The sequence below is a fragment of the Apibacter sp. B2912 genome, from assembly GCF_009827835.1.
Classification (GTDB): domain Bacteria; phylum Bacteroidota; class Bacteroidia; order Flavobacteriales; family Weeksellaceae; genus Apibacter.
Window position 1 is genome coordinate 645,190 of sequence record NZ_WINV01000001.1, and the last position, 18,159, is coordinate 663,348.

Sequence of the window (18,159 nt, forward strand, 5' to 3'; positions counted from 1 at the left end):
AATTATTATTTATGAGTTTAATAAAAGAATTTAAAGAATTTGCCCTAAGGGGAAATGTGGTTGACATGGCTGTCGGTGTAATTATCGGGGGCGCATTTAACCAGATTATCACGTCTTTAGTTGAAGATATTATCACCCCTCTTGTTCTCACTCCTGCATTAAAGATGGCTGATTTGACCGATTTGGCTAAATTAACCATTCCGGGAACAGCTATTAAATATGGTAACTTTTTATCCACTTGTCTATCATTTTTAATTATTGCTTTTTGTTTATTTATGATGATAAAAGTGATCAATAGGCTTAATAAGAAAGACGAAGAGAAAAAAGAACAAGATAACACACCTAAACCGCCTTCTCAAGAAGAATTATTAACTGAAATCAGAGATTTACTCAAAAATAAATAAAAAAAATCCTAACAAAAGTTAGGATTTTTTATTGTGAATATATTTTTAAAACCTCATACCCAAAGTTAATACAAAATTATTTTGGATATTATTAACTTTTCCTAAATAGGGTTTATCTAAACTTATTGCAAGATTGGATCCACCTACCGTATAAAAGTCACCGGAAAGGGTCGTGCGATAATCTGTTTTAATATATTGATATCCTAGGTCCACAAAAAATTGACCAATATCATATCCGGCTCCAAAAGACAATTTATTTTTTTCACCTGCCAAGTAATTTTTTACAAATACAGGATCACTGTTTGTATCCCATATTCCTGATATAGAGTTACTTTTTACAGGAGAAGAAGCATAAGCGTAACCGGCGCGTAATTTAAGTTCTCTAAACCTGTACTCAATACCTGCGCGGTATTCTTGTGAATTTCTTACGTAGTCATTAACAAAATTATTATTTAACCTATAGTCAACATCTCCTTTAAATTCCATGTCTTTATTAAAGTAATTAATAAAATCAAAATTGAAAGCTAAAGAATTATCATCATCAACGATGTTAGAGGCAAAGGCTCCACTTAATACCAATTTTCCGGGAGATACATTTTTATAATGATCATAATAAACATAATCTTCTACGAATTGTCCTTTATCATCGTATCCATATATCCATCGGTAATCATCCATATCAGACCACCAAATAGGAGAATGATAGGCAGCCCCTAAACGAATCTCAGGTGTAATTTTACCGATTACCCCCACATTTAATCCGAAACCGTTGGCTTCTTGACTATAAGGCGTTAATTGCTCATTGAATTTCATATATTCCCCATCTACTGTGTTTCTATGACCATATTCAGAATTGCGATCAATATTTAAATAATGCCAATCTAATCCAATACCGAAATATAATCTATCCATGTAATTGGTTGCCAAACTGAATTTCATTTTTGATTTATATCCATTGGTATACTGATCATAATTGACCATTTCATAAAGTTGATCTACATTATCTTTATTAGGATATAAATAATTTAATTTGGTATTTCTGGAAAAATTTACGTCGTTATCTACTCTTTGATAAGAAAAGTTTACTCCAACGTTTACTTTAAATATATCTGCTTCATCACCTAAAGCCAATGCAACTCCGGCACCGGGAACATTAAAATTGGTATCGGTATTGGAATTTACTCCGTTGCCCATAGTAGCTTTATTTTTATTCGATAAGATACTCATTGAAATATTCGCTACAGAATTTCTAAAAATACCTAGACCGGCAGGGTTTGTTTCTACAGCACTAAGATCACCTCCTAAAGCTCCCATAGATCCCCCCATACCTATATATCTGGCAGTACCTGTTGTATTATTGGAATTATCACCAAAAATAGTAAAAGCATCCGATACATCATTGGGATAAAATCTATTGGTTTGTGATTTACCTATCAAAACCATGGATGAAAGGATAAAACCGTATAATAATTTCTTGTTCATAATTTGAGTTATATTATTATATATTATCTTCTACCACCTATTACGCCTCCGCGACCACCTCCCAAGGAGCCTCCTCCAAAGCCGCCACGGCTGCCACTACTTATGGAACCTCCTCCAAAGCCTCGATTACCTCCTCCAATTATAGATCCGCGAGAACTTTCGCGACTGCTTGAACTTGGGGTTTGATAGTTTGGTGAAGATATTCTAGAAGAACCTGATTCGTAATTTCTGGATCCTCCCATAATTCCTGTACTGTTTCTAGATCCTCTTATTGTACCTGAATTGGATGATTCTCTTCCGGTTCCGGAATTTCCGATCCCCACTTGATTTCTTGATCCTTCCAATGTACCTACACTATTTCTGGAGCCTCTAATGACGCCTGTGGATCTTGATCCTTCTGAATTAGTTATCGTATTATTTCTTGAGCCTCCAATTACAGCCCCGGAATTGTTTCTTGAATTTTCGGGAGTAACAACTGCGGCATTAGCTCTTGAGCCGCCTATAATTGAACCGTTTCTTCCACTTTCATTGTTTCTTGAAATAGTAGATGTAGAACCTCTATTGATTCTTGAATTACTTATCCCATTGCTTCGGCTTCCCGAAATGATGGTATTTCTACTATTTTGTCTTTGAATGTCTTGTATTTGTCTTGAACGAGATGTTCCGTAAGATCTTGAAATATATGAGTTTCCTCTTGAACTATTCAAATAGGATGATCTTGATCCGTAATTAGCATAATATCTTGAACAACACCAACCATTATCCCAATAATGGTGATGAGGCCTCCAATAACCCGGATAATTCCAACCCCAGGATGGACCCCAATATGAAGGATAATCCCATCCCCAGCCGGACCATCCCCAGCCCCAGCCTACTGAAACGCCCCAATTCCATCCATAATAGGGACTCCAATAACTTCTCCATCCCCAATAGGGTGAGCCCCAATAATAGGAATAATAAGGACTGTAACCTCCGTAATAATAATTATTAACTACAGTTCCGCCATCATCTCCCCAACCGTCTCTGTTATAATTATTGGAATAGGATTGATTGATATCATCACTGTAGCGATTGACAGTATTGGAAGAAGCATCACTTTTGTTATAATCATCATCGTATAATAAATCACTGGCATTAGAAGTTGGGTCAATATATTTTTTACCTATTCTAACTTGACTGTCTGAATATGAATTGGATGAGCTTGTACCCTCATCATATACGTAATCATAAGACTTTTGTTTATTATTTTTTCGAGTCTTGTTTGAATAATATACACTATCCTCACCGGCATATGAAGATTGGCCGACATAACATGATGTTAAAAAAACCGACACCCATAAGAGAGTACCAACTTTCATGAAAACTCGTCCTAAATTACAACTGATATTCTTCATGATATTTTTTTAGTAGTTTATATATTTATTATAATTTTGTTCTTGAATCATTTTAAATTCGCAAAAGTCGTACCAATTAAGAAATACTTATTTTGCTGCAATAGTAATGTGACAAAGTATCTTAATAATTATGACAGTTATAATTACAGAAAAGTTTAAAACAGTAGAAAAGCATTATGGCAACACTTACATCAAGAGAAGAAGATTATAGTAAATGGTATAACGAACTGGTAATAAAAGCCGATATGGCTGAAAATTCCGGGGTTAGAGGATGTATGGTTATAAAACCTTATGGATATGCTATTTGGGAAAAAATGCAACGTCAATTAGATCAAATGTTTAAAGATACCGGACATGAAAATGCCTATTTTCCTTTGTTTATTCCCAAATCTTATCTGTCTAAAGAATCGGATCATGTGGAAGGTTTTGCCAAAGAATGTGCTGTGGTTACTCATTATCGATTAAAAAATTCTCCTGACGGAAAGGGAGTGATTGTTGACCCGGATGCCAAATTGGAGGAAGAATTGATTGTTCGACCAACTTCTGAAACCATAATTTGGAATACTTATAAAAATTGGATTAAATCTCATAGGGATTTACCTATTTTAATTAATCAATGGGCTAATGTAGTTCGTTGGGAAATGAGAACTCGATTGTTTTTAAGAACTGCTGAATTTTTATGGCAAGAAGGACATACCGCCCATGTATCCAAAGAAGAGGCTATTGAAGAAGCTGAAAAAATGTTAAATGTTTATACCGATTTTGTTGAAAACTTTATGGGTATACCTGTAATTCAAGGGGTAAAATCTCCTGCGGAAAGATTTGCAGGTGCTGAAGAAACTTATTGTATTGAAGCTATGATGCAAGATGGTAAAGCGTTACAAGCCGGAACTTCTCATTTTTTAGGTCAGAATTTTGCCAAAGCATTTGATGTGAAATATCAATCAAAAGAGGGTAAACAAGAATATGTTTGGGCTACCTCTTGGGGAGTATCTACACGTCTAATCGGAGCTTTAATCATGTCTCATTCCGATGACCATGGGTTAGTACTTCCTCCCAATATAGCTCCAATCCAAGTAGTTATTGTACCTATTCATAGAAATGAAGAACAATTAAATGCAATTTCTGAATTAGCAGATGCACTTATCTCTCAACTTAAAAAGTTGGGAATTAGTGTTAAATTTGATGATAGAACTGAATATAAACCGGGTTGGAAATTTAATGAATATGAGTTAAAAGGCATACCGGTTCGGGTTACCATTGGCCCTAAGGATCTTGAAAATAAACAAGTTGAAATAGCTCGAAGAGATACTTTAGAAAAGCATCAACATTCTGTAGATGGTTTAGCTGAACATATTCAAGATTTATTGAAAGAAATTCAACAAAATATTTTCAATAAAGCAAAATCACACAGAGATTCTTTAATTACCGAAGTAAATTCTTACGAAGAATTTAAAAAAGTATTGGACGAAAAAGGCGGATTTATTTCTGCTCATTGGGATGGTTCGTTAGAAGTAGAAGAAAAAATAAAAGCTGAAACGAAAGCAACCATTCGTTGCATCCCTTTAGATGCTAAAGAGGAAGAGGGAGTATGTATATATTCAGGGAATCCTTCTAAAAGAAGAGTCTTATTTGCAAGAGCTTACTAACTAATCTATAGTACTTTTTATCGAACAGATATTTGTACTATTTTCAAATATTAATTTATTTTTCAACTCAAATATGAATAAAAATTGCCTTAATTGAATTAAGGCAATTCTTTTTAAACTAGTGTTTTGAAAAAAGTTAAATTTTTAAATAACAGTAACAGATAAATTTTGAATTCATTTTTATATTCTTTCGGCATTAAACTCATGGGAGCAGGAATGAAGATTGCTTCTTTATTTCATCCTAAAGCAAGACTTTGGGTACAAGGAAGGACTCATGTCTTCTCGGAAATACAAAATAAAATTTCACCAACGGATCAAGTGATTTGGATGCATGCATCATCTCTTGGTGAATATGAACAAGGACTTCCTGTGTTAACTGCTTTAAAGAAAAAATTTCCAAAACATAAATTTGCTCTTAGTTTTTTTTCTCCTTCCGGATATGAAGTGGTTAAAAATAATTGCATAGCCGATCTTATATTTTACATTCCCTTAGATACTCCATCAAATGCCAATCAGTTAATTGAACTCTTACATCCAAGCTGTGCTATTTTTGTAAAATATGATTTTTGGTATCATATATTGCAAGCACTTGCGGCAAAAAAAATACCTACTTTATTTATCTCAAGTATTTTTCGTCAAGACCAGATATATTTTAAGCCTAACGGAAAATGGTTTGTATCGATTTTAAAGAAAGTAACTCATTTTTTTGTACAGGATGAAAATTCAAAAAAATTATTGAATTCCATCGGCATTCAACAAGTAACGGTTTCAGGTGATACACGTTTTGACAGAGTTAAAATGTTAAGTAAACAGAATAACCACTTAAGCTGGTTGTCTTTGTTTAAAGGAACTAACACCATAATTGTTGCAGGAAGTACATGGAAAGAAGATGATACGCTGTTAAAAAACTTTATTAATTCTTCTTTCTTTATGAATTGTAAGATACTTATAGCTCCACATAATATGAATCATGAATATTTTCAGAAATTAAAAGCGGAGTTATTACCTAAAACGGTATTATTTTCAGAATTAAGTCACACCTATCCTGCAGACTATCAAGTACTAATTTTAGATACGGTTGGTATATTGACGAAAGTTTATTCCTATGCCGATATTTCTTATGTGGGAGGTGCATTTGGTAAAGAAGGGGTACATAACGTATTGGAGCCGGCTGTTTTTGCTTCTCCTGTTTTATTCGGACCCATTTATGATAAATTTATCGAGGCCGTAGAATTAATCCAGTATGGAGGAGCAAAAGTAATTCACAATCAAAATGAATTTAATGAAGAACTCGTTGAATTACTTACAGATACAAATAAAAGGTATAGAATGGGTGAAAGAGCTCGCGAATATGTTTTTAGTAAACCTGATTCGGTTCAAGTTATTGTTGATTATTTGGTTCACTTACAATAATGGACTTAAAACTTAATTTTATAGGTCATAACATTTTATTTAAAATTATAGTCAATAAAAAATTGATCATATAAATTTTAATGATTCCGTTTATGGTTGGTTGTGAAAAAAATAATAACTGGAGGCAATGAAAATTCCGGCAGTTTCTGTCCTCAAACGATTCTCTCCTAAACTAACCCCTATAGAACCTAAAGAATAAAGCTCTTCTACTTCTTTTTTAGAAAAATCTCCTTCCGGTCCAACCATTATGGTTATTTCTTTTTCTCTGTTTAACGTTTCGTTTAAAGTGATCTTCTCATATTCTTTATAACAATGGGTAAGGTATAATTTTGTTTTCGAAGATTGTATAAAATCCTTCAAAGGAGTTAATCGATAGAGTTCAGGAAAATTTATTCTCAAAGATTGTTTACAGGCGGTTTCAATTTGTTTCTTGATTTTTTCCGTATTTAAAACCTTTCTTTCTGAATTAGTACATAAAAGTGGGGTAATTTTAGATACTCCTAATTCAACTGCTTTTTCTACAAAAAACTCAAATCTGTCTATATTTTTGGTTGGAGCAATAGCAATATGTAATCCATTTTGTCCTCTATTTGAATGGGTGAAAGTTTCAATTACTTGAACCTTAACTTTCTTTCCTGTTATTAATAATTGTCCTTTTATTAATGCTCCTTTTCCATTAGTCACATAGACCATATCTCCTTCTTTCATTCGCAACACTCTTACTATATGGTGTTCTTCTTCTTCCCTTAGTTGTACTTCATTCGGATATATCTCTCCTATAAATAATCTCATGAGATCAATCTTATATTTAACAAATGTAATTATTTACCGGTGAATTGAGATGATAGTATTTATTGAGTTAAAGTTGTATAAATTTTTTAACCATTTGCTTCAATTTCAACATAATCTCAAATTTCACTTTTCTATTATCACTTAAATTTATTCAATTCCACTACTTTTTAAATTTAGGAAAAAAGGACAGATTAATATAATTAAATCTGTCCTTTACTATCATTTACTTACTAGAGTTTAGTTACTTAGCTTTTGTCTTATGATGCTATAAAAGTCCTAAATTAAATTTAGCTTCTTCGCTCATCATATCTTTATCCCAAGTTGGTTCGAAAGTAATTTTTACATTTACTTCTTTTACTTCATCTATAGCACCGATTTTTTCTTCTACTTCCATGGGTAATGTTTCTGCCACGGGACAATTAGGGGTTGTCAAGGTCATCAATATTTCCACGTTTCCATCTGTACTAATCTGTATATCATAAATTAATCCTAGTTCATAAACATCCACGGGAATTTCAGGATCGTAAACCGTTTTTAATTTTTCTACAATTTTTTCGGAAAGGGATTGTATTTGTTCTTCGTTTAAAGACATGTTAGCAAAATTCAGCGTATGCTTGTTTTAAATTTTCAGCAATTATTTCAGGAGAATGACCTTCAATATGATGTCTTTCTAGAAAATGAACCAATTCTCCATCTTTAAAAAGTGCTATGGACGGAGATGAAGGTGGAAAAGGGGCAAGATGTTCTCTAGCGGTTTTAACTGCATCCACATCAAATCCTGCAAATGAAGTAGTTAAATGATCCGGTTTTTTTCCTTCGCCTTCTACAGATAATATTACTCCGGGACGAGCTCCTCCGGCAGCACATCCACAAACAGAATTAATTATTAATAGGGTTGTACCGGGTCTTTTTAATGCTTCTTCTACTTTTTCTGATGTGTTTAAATCTTCAAAACCTTTATTTGTTAATTGCGCTTTCATTGGCGCAACCATTTCTTCTGGATACATATTTTATATTAGTTTTTATTGTTATACAAAATTAATTAATGTTTATGATTATTACAAATGCCCTATCTTTGACAAAACATTTCTTGAAATTTTATGTAATCAAAAGTCTCAATAATATCATCTTTGGAAATGGTATTGTGATGAAATGCATATTATATGAACCAAAAGTATACGAAAGAAGAACATTTAAAAGGATATAAGCTTATTAAATATTTGTTTGAAAAAGGGATGTGGAATAAAAAATATCCTTTAGCTATGGTTTATTGTCCTTCTCCTGAATTTTTGGAAACCCATAAGGTTGGAGTGTCCGTTTCTAAAAAAATTTTTAAACATGCAGTGGATAGAAATCGGGTAAAAAGAATTTTGCGTGAATGTTTCCGCTTGCATAAAAATGAGCTAAACAACACTTTTACAACATCTCATTTACTAATGATTGTCTATAATGGTAAAGACAAAAAAATACCTGCCTTTAAAGAATTGGAGAGTTGTTATTTGAAATTGCTTGAAAAAATTAAATCTTCAGATTAATTTATTTGGTTTGGGATAATTTTTTTAGTCCTTTTATTATGAATACTATTAAAATGCCTACTATAGCAAATAAAATTGAATAAAAATATTTATCGTTTGGATCGGTAGTTACCCCATAACTATAATTAATTTGCGTTACATTAAAAATTATTAAGAGGACAAAAGCTAAAAGAGTAAGATTTAAAAAATATTTCATCTTTATATTTTTACAAATATACAAAATGAGATCTTATTTTTTAAGGAGATACTTTTTCTAACAAAGAGGTTATGTTTGCAGTAAATAACTTAATGGAAATAGCTAATAAGATAATACCGAAAACTTTTTTCATAATTGAAATTACTCCTTGTCCTAAAATTTGTTCTAATTTACCCGAATATCTTAATACTAAATATACAACTACCATATTAAGAAGTATGGCTATGATAATATTTTCCGTATGATATTCTGCTTTTAAAGCCAACACGGCGGTTAAAGCTCCTGCTCCTGCTATTAAAGGAAATGCCAAAGGAATTATGGAAGCAGAATGCGGTTCATCGATTTTATTAATTTCAATGCCCAAAATCATTTCCAGTGCAATAACAAATAAAACTAAAGCACCTGCTACAGCAAATGAATATACATCAATTCCTATAAGTTTTAGTAATTTATCACCAACGAACAAAAAGGATATCATGATTGCACAAGCAACCAATGTTGTTTTTTTAGCCTGAAGATAACCGACTTTACTTTTTATGCTTACTATTACGGGAACACTGCCAAAAATATCTATAATGGCAAATAAAACCATAAAACAACTTGCTATTTCCTGGATGGAAAAATGTAAAGGCATAGTATAATTATATTTTTAAAGAATTTTGTTAATTAAATTTCCTAAAAAGTTTTTAGGCGCTCTATTTTTTTATATTTAATTTCTTAATTAAGTCTTTAGCTTTTGTATATACAGATTCTAGGGATTCTTGTTCTGTTACGCTTGAATATCGTTCAATTTGAGATTGAATAACCATATTCTTCCATTCTTCTGAAATTTCATCTCCTAATCTCTGAGCTAATTCATCTTCTAAGTCTGAAGTAGAAACAAAACTATCTTTTTCTAAATTTAAAAATTGTTTTGCTGCTTCTATCAAAGTCTTTTCTAAAAGAATGTAAAATTCTTTTTTATCTGTTCCTTCTTGTGCTAAATGATTTAATTGTGATAATTCATTTTTAAAATCATTAGTAATGTTAGAGCTTGTATAAGGTAAATTACGTGATGTAAATTTTTTTTCTTTATTTAATGAATCAAACGATTGTTCTTCTTCTTGTTTTTTTAGCTTATTTTTTTTATTTCTTTTTATTATTAATATACAAATTACCAGAATAACTATAATTGATATAACTCCTGTAAATAATATAATTATCAATATTTTTCCTAAGCTGTTATGGTCTCTTTTCAACACTTCAGTGACCTTATTTTTAATAGCAGATTTGGGATCATATTGGTCGACATCACTCGTGTCCTTTTTGATGACCGTACCGGTTTTTTCATCATTTTTTGCTAAAGTATTAGCTGATACTTTAATAGGAATTGGCTGTACTATTAAACTTTTATATTTCTCATCTATGGGATCAAAATAGCTAATTGATTCTACATTTATATTATAAGTACCCTCTTTTTGAGGAACTAATATGGTAGACGTATTTAATTTTCCTTTTATGCCTTGTACGGTTGCCTCTGAATCAAATTTACTTTTAGGGGTATATTGTTCTATATCATCAGATAATAGAAGTCTTGGAGATTTAAGAAGCGTAAGATTTCCCTTACCATTTATTTCTACATTTACAGTTACTGCTTCTTCTGCTTGTAAATCTTTTTTGTTTGCTGAAGCTCTCATAGTAAATTGACCAACCAGCCCATGAAAATCTTTTGGAGCATTATCAGGAAGTCTTTTAACTTGTAATGTAACCGGTGCAGATTTTATATTTAAATCGTGTTCATCAAAAAATCCATCCGGAATTGTTAATGTTAAGGTAAACGGATTTATGACAAGGGTTCCCGATTGAGTTGGAAACATAACATAAGTCCCTATAACTCTTGAAAAATAGGATTCACCATTAATTATTTCCTGTTCGTAGGTATTGCTTCTTTCTTTTACCGGTTGTACAAATATTCCCTGCCAATCCGGAGAAACCAGATTGGTCATACTATTGAGTAATTCAATCCTTCGAGTATAAAATTTTAAATTCGCAACTACCCCTTCATTTTGATATGGATTCTTTTCTGAAACTTTAAATTTAAGAAATACTTCACCTAATTTTGAATTAAAAGCTGTGTCATCTTCACTTCCAATAGGATTTCCTGACACAGTTATTACGGTGGGCTTGGTCTCATATTTCCTATTATTAACAGTTATTTGTGCGGCATCTATACGGATATTCCCCTTTTTAACAGCTCTTAATATAATTTCAATTCCATATTCAAAAACACTATTCCCTTCATCATCAAAGCCTTGGTTCTGAATAACCTGCCTGCCAATTACCTGCGTATTAGAAAAAGAAGGTAATTTTAAACGCCCCATATTTTTAATTTCTTCATTTTTAATGGAAAGTAAAAATTGTAAGCGTACAGGCTCATTGACTCCTACCTCATTTTTTTGGGGTATGAGTTGAAAAGAAACCTGAGCTTTTGCCCAAATTCCGCTTAAAAAGATAAGTAAAAAGAGTATTACATATTTCTTCATCACCAATCTTTGCTACTTTGTCCTTGATTTGAATTAGCTCTTTTATTAATAATCTTTTGATGCGCTCTTTTTTCTTGTTCTTCCATTGCTCCTAAAATATTTTCATAATGTTGATTGGAGGCATCTGACAGATTAGCATTATTTGTATCTGCTTGTGATTTCTGATTGTTTATTGAATTTTTTTCATTTTTATTTGGCTGTGTTTCTTTATTATTTAAAGAATTGTCTTTATCTTTTTTATCGGTTGAATTATCTGTTTTATCTTCTTTAGCATTGGATGAATTCTGCTGATCTTTTCCATTTTGCTGAGAATTATCCTTTTTATCTTCTTTATCTCCTTGGTTCTTATCTTGATCTTTGCGACTTTGCTCTTCTTGTTTTTGTTGAGCTTTTTTTACTTTTTGTTTTGACATCGTATAATTATACCTCGCCTTATCATCTTTCGGATTTAATTTCAAAGTATTTTTGAACGCTTCTGCTGCTCTTTCATATTCTCCTTTTTGAAAATAGCTGTTTCCCATATTGAATAAAGCATTAGCTTTTTCCGACTGATTTGCTGCCAATTGGAGTGATTTTTCATATTGAATCAATGCGTCATCATATTTTTTTAATTTATACATGGCATTTCCTAAATTGTAATTAGATCTATATGAATCTTCTCCGTCTTGTATTGAATTTAAATAATTAGCTGCTGCATCTTTATAAGATTCAGCCAAATATTTATTATTACCCTCTAATAAATGCTTTCTTGATGCTTTCGTCTGAGCTTGAAAAATATTTATTAGTGAAATAAAAATTATAACTAAATATTTATTTTTTAAATACATTTTAACAAAGATACTAAGATTAAATCATAAAATCTCTCCTATAATTTGTTAAAGAAACAATAAAAATAACTAAAAATGCGGCTCCTATAAAATAATGAAAATACTGTTTTGTGTCGTAATTAATACTTACGGATTGGTTAGTTTTGTCTAAGGTGGACATGGATTTAAATAACTTAGTAACAACATCTTTTGTATTATGACCGCCATAGAAATATTTACCTCCGGTTCCTGCTGCCAATTGTTTTAATGTACTTTCTTGCAATTTCGTTAATACAATATCTCCCTTATCATCTTTTTTGTATTCTGAATATTTACCTTCATAAAATAATGGTATGGGGGCTCCTTGAGTTGTACCTACACCTACGGAAAATATGGAAATTTTATTTTTCTTTGCCGTATTTATTGCCCGTTTAACATCTCCTTCATGGGCTTCTCCATCAGATATTATAAAAATCACTTTGGATGTATTGGAAGTTTGAGATAAAAGAGTAGAAGCTTTTAAAACGGCATCTGCTATATTTGTTCCCTGGGTTGTAATAAGATTAGTATCAATACCATTTAAGTAGAGCTGAGCAACGCTATAATCACTAGATAAGGGCATAATGGGATAGGAATTTCCTGCAAATGCGACTATTCCTACTCGATCCCCACCTAGTTTAGATAAAAAATCACAAACAATTTTTTTGGCTTTTTCCAATCTCGAAGGAGCTATATCTTCTGCATTCATGGATTTGGAAACATCTATTACGAAAACCAAATCAATACCTTCACTCTTTACTTCTTTTTTCTCTGTTCCTCCTAAAAAGTTAGCTAATCCTAAAATCATCAGGATATAGGCTATAATTATTCCTATATTACTTAAAATAAATTTTGAATAATTTTCCTTTTCAAAAATCAATTTTTGAAAACTTGGTTCAGCAAATTGATTTATTTTGGACTTTTTCCATTTTATGAGATATAGTAATCTCCATAATAGAAAGGGTATGAATAACAATAAATAAAAATATGATATTTTCTCAAACTGCCAATTCATAATATCTTTTTAATTTATACTTCTAACTACAAAGCCTCTTAAGAATAATTCTAGTAACAAAAGTATTAATGCAGGAAATAGAAATATTCTATATTTCTCTTTATAATTATAATATTTTAAATCATTTATATCTGATTTTTCTAATTTATTTATTCTATTGTAAATATTTTGAAGACTTTCCGAGTCAGTAGCTCTAAAATAGGCTCCGCCTGTTTTTTGGGCTATTTTCTTTAATAAATCTTCATCAATTTCCACTTTTTGTTTTTCAAAATAAATTTTTCCGGTAAAGCGGTCTATTTGAGTAGGAAAAAGTGCGTAGCCATTAGTACCGATACCTATGGTATAGACTTTAATTCCTTCAGCAGCTGCAATATCTGCTGCAACAATTGGCTCTACATATCCGTCATTATTTACTCCGTCTGTCATTAAGATAACTACTTTACTTTTTGCCTTACTTTTTTTAAGATGATTGACAGCTGTAGCTAAGCCCACCCCTATAGCCGTTCCTCCTTCCAATGTTTGCGTCCTTAGATTTTCAATTTGTTGAATAAGAATTTTTCTGTCTACCGTAAGAGGAACCATAGTAAGTGCTTCCCCGGAATAAGCAATTAACCCGATTCGGTCAACATATCTTTCTAATGCAAATTTCTGCGCGACTTTTTTAAGTGCTGATAATCTATCCGGATTCAAATCCTTTGCTAACATACTTAAAGAAACATCTACAGTCAGCATGATATCTATTCCCTTATCGCTCTGGTAAACTTGCGAGGTGCCTATAACTTTAGGTCTTGCCATGGCAAATATTAAGAGCGCTAGGATAAGCAAACGTATCCAAAATAATAAAGGCCTTAAATATGTTTTATAATTTTTTTCAGATTTAAAAGCAGAGACATTCGGTATCGATACGGCCTTTGTCTTAGCTTTCGTTCTAAATTTTAAATATATAAAAATGGGTATTACCAGTAAAAGAAGCAACATCCAAGGATAACCAAACAGTATATTATGATTCATCTTGCAGCTTTATTTTAGGTGAATCTGTTTTAGTAAGATTTATGAAATTAATTGCCTTTTCCATATGTAATTTCGCTTCTTCCGGAGTTGGTTTATATTTCGCAAACTTTGCCAAGTCTGAAGTTTTGAAAATACCGCTCAGATTTTCAATTTCATTTTCATCTATCAATTTTTCTTTTTTTAAATACTCCAACAAATCATCAGATAAAAGTTTGGTTGCCGGAAAATTCCAACGAGCTTCCATATATTCTTTTATTATGGATGTTAATTCTGAATAATATTTTTTATATAAATCCTTAGCTATATAATTAGATTTCTTGAGCTTTTTCAATCTTTTAATGGCTAATACATCCGGTTCGCTTTTATAGGTTTCCGATTTTTTCTTTTTTCTTCTTATAAAATAGATGATTACACAAACTAGGATTACAAGTAATATTAGTACATACCCTAGATAAGGCTGTATATAATCCCATACATTTTTAGGAATCTGTACAATACTATTAATATCGAATAAAGGAGTTTTTACGCTATCCGTAACAACAGGAGCTACCGTGACTTTATAGGAAGGAGTAAAATATTCTTTTGAATTGACTAAAATTCTTTGAGGCGGAACCGAAAAAGTTCCTTCTTCATAAGCTGAAAAAATTATACTGTCATTTATAAAAATAGAATTGTTTTTACTTAACGTATCTTTTTTTTGTCTTAAAACTTCAAATTTTTCACTGAGTGTATCTGTAATCGTTGGAAAAATTATGGTATCCTTTTGACCGGTTTTAACTGTTATTTTTAAAACAATAGGTTCTCCAAATTTTATATAATCTGTAGAAATTTTGGAAACAGGGATTTGTGCATGAATAAGTATTGCTGCTATAAAAAAATATACTATGAAAATTTTAAACTTCACAATTAATGATGTCCTCTAAAATAATTAAACAATATTTTTATATAATCACCTTCGGAAGGAATATTTACAAAACCGGCACCATTTTTAATAAATGCATTTTCTGTTGTAGTAGTTAATCGCTGATAATATGCTGAATATTTATCTCGAACAGTTTTTGAAGAAGTATCTACCCATTGCAATTTTCCTGTCTCTAAATCTTCAAGATAAATTAAGCCCATATCGGGAAATATTTTCTCCCAACGATCGTAAACTCGAATCCCTGTAATATCATGCTTTTTAGTCAATATCCGTAAATTTCTTTCAAAATAGGTGACATCAAAATCAGATATAAGAAAAATGGTAGATTTTCTTTTTATAGTTTTTATAATAAAATCAAAAACTACCGATAAATCTGTTTTAGTATGTTTAGGCTCTGCTTCTAAAATCGTTTTTATGATTCTTACAATATGAGCATTTCCTTTTTTGGGAGCAATAAAATAATCAATTTTATCCGAAAATAAAACCAAACCTACCTTATCATTATTTTTAATGGCAGAAAGAGCAAGAGTTGCTCCTATTTCAGCAACCAATTCTTTTTTTAATTGTTTTTTGGTTCCAAAATTCATCGAGGCGCTAATATCTATTAAAATCATAGATACCATTTCTCTTTCCTCTTCAAATATTTTTACAAAAGGTTCATTAAAACGGGCTGTTTTATTCCAATCAATTTTTCTGACATCATCACCAAATTGGTATTGACGAACTTCTGAAAATGTCATTCCTATGCCCTTAAAAGAACTGTGATATTCTCCTAAGAATATTGAATTAATTCTTCTTTTAGACTTTAGCTCAATAAGCCGTACCTTTTTTAGAAGTTCTTCTGTCGTCAATTTTTTTGTTTTTTATAATACTATGGAGCTTTTACTGAATTGAGAATTTGATCAATAATATCCTCGGAAGTTATATTTTCTGCTTCTGCCTCATAGGTTATTCCGACGCGATGACGAAGGACATCTTTGGCAACGGATTTAACATCTTCTGGTACTACAAATCCTCTTTGGTTTAGAAAAGCATTTGCTTTTGCCGCCAATGCCATACTTATGCTGCCTCTAGGGGAAGAGCCGAAAAGTATGTAAGGTTTAAGATTTGGCATATTATATTTTTCAGGATAACGGGTAGCAAATATCACATTTAGGATATAACTTTCAATCTTTTCATCCATGTAAATTTCTTTCACCAACTCCCTCGCCTCAAATATTTTTTCTAAAGTGATAATTTTCTTAACCTCATGTTTTTCTCCTGAAATATTTTGTCTAAGGATTGTTCTTTCTTGTTCAAAATCAGGATAAGAAACAACGCATTTTAACATAAATCTATCGACTTGAGCTTCAGGGAGTGGATAAGTACCTTCTTGATCGATAGGGTTTTGTGTTGCCAAAACCAAGAAAGGTTCTTTCAATTTAAATGTTTCATCTCCAATGGTTACCTGTTTTTCTTGCATGGCTTCCAACAGAGCTGATTGAACCTTAGCCGGAGAACGATTAATTTCATCTGCCAAAATAAAGTTAGCAAAGATAGGCCCCTTTTTAATAGAAAAATCGTTTTCTTTCATATTATAAATTAAGGTTCCTAAAACATCCGCAGGTAATAAATCAGGCGTAAATTGAATTCGAGAAAACTCTCCATCAAGAGCCTCTGCAAGTGTTTTTATTGCCAAAGTCTTTGCTAATCCGGGAACACCTTCCAATAAAACATGACCGTTACTTAATAAACCAATTAACAGGCGGTTAATCATGTATTTTTGACCAACGATCACCTGATTTATTTCTTTACTTAGCAAACTAAAATCTTTGCTTTTTTCCCGTACTTTTTCAATAATAATTTTTATATCTTCGGAAGTCGATGTATACTCCATGCTTTCTAAAAATTAGCTAGCTGCAAAGTTCACTATTTTATTCTAATTGTGCTGCTAATAAATCGTTAAAATTTATATTAAAACTCCTAATTTTATATATTTATAGCAGTATAATTATATAATTATATTTTTTTTATATTTATAGCTTAAATAATTATCCGTAATAAAGTTACTAACTTTGTACGATATAAATTTGTTTTATGGACTCGTCAACAATAACAAAACCTAAATGGATTCGGGTTAAGCTGCCTTCCGGTAAGAATTATAAAGAACTTAGGGGAATTGTAGATAAATATAAGCTTAATACGATTTGCCAAAGTGGAAGCTGTCCAAACATGGGAGAATGTTGGGGTGAAGGCACGGCGACATTTATGATTTTGGGTAATATCTGTACCAGAAGTTGTGGGTTTTGCGGTGTTAAAACAGGGCGACCTTCCGAAATTGATTGGGAGGAACCCGAAAAAGTTGCGCGTTCAATTAAATTAATGAAAATTAAACATGCGGTATTAACTTCCGTTGACCGTGATGATCTTAAAGACATGGGATCTATTATTTGGGCAGAAACCGTAAAAGCGGTACGCAGAATTAGTCCCGGCACAACCATGGAAACTTTAATTCCTGATTTCCAGGGAATTCACAGGCATATAAATAGAATTCTGGAAGCTGCCCCTGAAGTCATATCTCATAATATGGAAACGGTTAGGAGATTAACCCGTGAAGTACGTATACAAGCAAAATATGATCGAAGTTTGGAAGTTCTCCGATATATGAAAGAACAAGGGCAACGAAGAACAAAAACAGGAATTATGCTAGGTCTTGGAGAAAAGCCTTCTGAAGTTTATGAATCTATTAGAGAAATACATGACGCCCGAGTTGATGTAATCACGATCGGTCAATATTTACAACCTAGTAAAAAGCATCTTCCTGTAAAGGAATTTATTTCGTTGGAACAGTTTAAAGATTATGAAGATTACGCTAAAAGTTTAGGAAATTTCAGACATATTGAAAGCAGTCCACTAGTTCGTTCATCTTATCATGCTGAAAAACATGTAAATTAAACAACCCCTTAAGATAATGTATATAGAGTATGAAATGATGTGTTT

At 31.7% G+C, this 18,159-nt stretch carries 18 protein-coding genes; 5 read left to right on the top strand and 13 right to left on the bottom strand.

Features of this window, described 5'->3' with window-relative positions:
- Nucleotides 1–11: 11 nt before the first annotated feature.
- Entirely contained in the window at nucleotides 12–404 is a 393-nt protein-coding gene (mscL, locus tag GFV01_RS02965) for a large-conductance mechanosensitive channel protein MscL (protein WP_160541680.1), read from the top strand.
- Between the two features lie 45 nt (nucleotides 405–449).
- Here the strand turns inward: mscL and GFV01_RS02970 are convergent, their stop codons facing one another.
- Nucleotides 450–1,886, bottom strand: coding sequence for an OmpP1/FadL family transporter (locus GFV01_RS02970; protein WP_160564677.1), 1,437 nt, complete (start codon nucleotides 1,884–1,886; stop codon nucleotides 450–452).
- A gap of 23 nt (nucleotides 1,887–1,909) precedes the next feature.
- Nucleotides 1,910–3,280 (bottom strand): hypothetical protein, encoded by a 1,371-nt coding sequence (locus tag GFV01_RS02975; RefSeq protein ID WP_160564679.1) that lies wholly within the window; start codon nucleotides 3,278–3,280, stop codon nucleotides 1,910–1,912.
- 176 nt (nucleotides 3,281–3,456) lie between these two features.
- Here GFV01_RS02975 and proS point away from each other — a divergent pair, with 176 nt between their 5' ends.
- Both proS and GFV01_RS02985 read left to right on the top strand, forming a co-directional pair.
- A complete protein-coding gene (gene proS / locus GFV01_RS02980) occupies nucleotides 3,457–4,929 on the top strand; it encodes a proline--tRNA ligase (protein ID WP_185150314.1) in 1,473 nt (490 codons plus the stop codon).
- Between the two features lie 168 nt (nucleotides 4,930–5,097).
- Entirely contained in the window at nucleotides 5,098–6,342 is a 1,245-nt protein-coding gene (locus tag GFV01_RS02985) for a 3-deoxy-D-manno-octulosonic acid transferase (protein WP_255448933.1), read from the top strand.
- A 90-nt stretch (nucleotides 6,343–6,432) separates the two neighbouring features.
- Here the strand turns inward: GFV01_RS02985 and GFV01_RS02990 are convergent, their stop codons facing one another.
- The 3 genes from GFV01_RS02990 to GFV01_RS03000 all read right to left on the bottom strand — a co-directional run bounded on the left by GFV01_RS02990 (nucleotide 6,433) and on the right by GFV01_RS03000 (nucleotide 8,141).
- Nucleotides 6,433–7,134, bottom strand: a complete 702-nt coding sequence (locus tag GFV01_RS02990) for a 16S rRNA (uracil(1498)-N(3))-methyltransferase (RefSeq protein WP_160564681.1) — start codon at nucleotides 7,132–7,134, stop codon at nucleotides 6,433–6,435.
- A gap of 265 nt (nucleotides 7,135–7,399) precedes the next feature.
- A complete protein-coding gene (locus GFV01_RS02995) occupies nucleotides 7,400–7,726 on the bottom strand; it encodes a DUF59 domain-containing protein (RefSeq protein WP_160564683.1) in 327 nt (108 codons plus the stop codon).
- Nucleotide 7,727: 1 nt separating this feature from the next.
- Complete coding sequence (locus GFV01_RS03000; RefSeq protein WP_160541676.1) at nucleotides 7,728–8,141, bottom strand: BrxA/BrxB family bacilliredoxin; 414 nt, start codon at nucleotides 8,139–8,141, stop codon at nucleotides 7,728–7,730.
- Nucleotides 8,142–8,297: 156 nt separating this feature from the next.
- Between GFV01_RS03000 and rnpA the strand changes: the two genes are divergently transcribed.
- The gene (gene rnpA / locus GFV01_RS03005; protein WP_160564685.1) at nucleotides 8,298–8,669 is read left to right on the top strand and encodes a ribonuclease P protein component; all 372 of its coding nucleotides are present in this window, start codon (nucleotides 8,298–8,300) and stop codon (nucleotides 8,667–8,669) included.
- Between the two features lie 236 nt (nucleotides 8,670–8,905).
- Here rnpA and GFV01_RS03010 read toward each other — a convergent pair whose 3' ends face one another.
- The 8 genes from GFV01_RS03010 to GFV01_RS03045 form a co-directional block, all read right to left on the bottom strand.
- A complete protein-coding gene (locus GFV01_RS03010) occupies nucleotides 8,906–9,499 on the bottom strand; it encodes a MarC family protein (RefSeq protein WP_105296814.1) in 594 nt (197 codons plus the stop codon).
- 61 nt (nucleotides 9,500–9,560) lie between these two features.
- Entirely contained in the window at nucleotides 9,561–11,387 is a 1,827-nt protein-coding gene (locus GFV01_RS03015; protein ID WP_160564687.1) for a BatD family protein, read from the bottom strand.
- A complete protein-coding gene (locus GFV01_RS03020) occupies nucleotides 11,387–12,103 on the bottom strand; it encodes a tetratricopeptide repeat protein (protein WP_160564689.1) in 717 nt (238 codons plus the stop codon). The genes GFV01_RS03015 and GFV01_RS03020 overlap by 1 nt, the downstream gene beginning before the upstream one ends.
- 130 nt (nucleotides 12,104–12,233) lie before the next feature.
- Entirely contained in the window at nucleotides 12,234–13,247 is a 1,014-nt protein-coding gene (locus GFV01_RS03025) for a VWA domain-containing protein (RefSeq protein ID WP_160564691.1), read from the bottom strand.
- A 9-nt stretch (nucleotides 13,248–13,256) separates the two neighbouring features.
- Complete coding sequence (locus GFV01_RS03030; protein ID WP_160556906.1) at nucleotides 13,257–14,258, bottom strand: VWA domain-containing protein; 1,002 nt, start codon at nucleotides 14,256–14,258, stop codon at nucleotides 13,257–13,259.
- Nucleotides 14,248–15,162: a BatD family protein gene (locus tag GFV01_RS03035; RefSeq protein WP_160556905.1), complete on the bottom strand. Its 915-nt coding sequence runs from the start codon at nucleotides 15,160–15,162 to the stop codon at nucleotides 14,248–14,250. Before GFV01_RS03035 ends, GFV01_RS03030 begins: the two co-directional genes overlap by 11 nt.
- Nucleotides 15,163–15,164: 2 nt before the next feature.
- Nucleotides 15,165–16,031: a DUF58 domain-containing protein gene (locus GFV01_RS03040; protein ID WP_160556904.1), complete on the bottom strand. Its 867-nt coding sequence runs from the start codon at nucleotides 16,029–16,031 to the stop codon at nucleotides 15,165–15,167.
- Nucleotides 16,032–16,051: 20 nt separating this feature from the next.
- Nucleotides 16,052–17,056: a MoxR family ATPase gene (locus GFV01_RS03045; RefSeq protein ID WP_160556903.1), complete on the bottom strand. Its 1,005-nt coding sequence runs from the start codon at nucleotides 17,054–17,056 to the stop codon at nucleotides 16,052–16,054.
- Between the two features lie 200 nt (nucleotides 17,057–17,256).
- Between GFV01_RS03045 and lipA the strand changes: the two genes are divergently transcribed.
- Entirely contained in the window at nucleotides 17,257–18,114 is an 858-nt protein-coding gene (lipA, locus tag GFV01_RS03050) for a lipoyl synthase (RefSeq protein WP_160556902.1), read from the top strand.
- The last annotated feature ends 45 nt before the right edge of the window (nucleotides 18,115–18,159 follow it).

Coding starts and splice junctions, on each gene's coding strand:
- mscL (WP_160541680.1), top strand. CDS start 12: ATGAGTTTAATAAAAGAATTTAAAGAATTTGCCCTAAGGGGAAATGTG.
- GFV01_RS02970 (WP_160564677.1), bottom strand. CDS start 1,886: ATGAACAAGAAATTATTATACGGTTTTATCCTTTCATCCATGGTTTTG.
- GFV01_RS02975 (WP_160564679.1), bottom strand. CDS start 3,280: ATGAAGAATATCAGTTGTAATTTAGGACGAGTTTTCATGAAAGTTGGT.
- proS (WP_185150314.1), top strand. CDS start 3,457: ATGGCAACACTTACATCAAGAGAAGAAGATTATAGTAAATGGTATAAC.
- GFV01_RS02990 (WP_160564681.1), bottom strand. CDS start 7,134: ATGAGATTATTTATAGGAGAGATATATCCGAATGAAGTACAACTAAGG.
- GFV01_RS02995 (WP_160564683.1), bottom strand. CDS start 7,726: ATGTCTTTAAACGAAGAACAAATACAATCCCTTTCCGAAAAAATTGTA.
- GFV01_RS03000 (WP_160541676.1), bottom strand. CDS start 8,141: ATGTATCCAGAAGAAATGGTTGCGCCAATGAAAGCGCAATTAACAAAT.
- rnpA (WP_160564685.1), top strand. CDS start 8,298: ATGAACCAAAAGTATACGAAAGAAGAACATTTAAAAGGATATAAGCTT.
- GFV01_RS03010 (WP_105296814.1), bottom strand. CDS start 9,499: ATGCCTTTACATTTTTCCATCCAGGAAATAGCAAGTTGTTTTATGGTT.
- GFV01_RS03015 (WP_160564687.1), bottom strand. CDS start 11,387: ATGAAGAAATATGTAATACTCTTTTTACTTATCTTTTTAAGCGGAATT.
- GFV01_RS03025 (WP_160564691.1), bottom strand. CDS start 13,247: ATGAATTGGCAGTTTGAGAAAATATCATATTTTTATTTATTGTTATTC.
- GFV01_RS03030 (WP_160556906.1), bottom strand. CDS start 14,258: ATGAATCATAATATACTGTTTGGTTATCCTTGGATGTTGCTTCTTTTA.
- GFV01_RS03045 (WP_160556903.1), bottom strand. CDS start 17,056: ATGGAGTATACATCGACTTCCGAAGATATAAAAATTATTATTGAAAAA.
- lipA (WP_160556902.1), top strand. CDS start 17,257: ATGGACTCGTCAACAATAACAAAACCTAAATGGATTCGGGTTAAGCTG.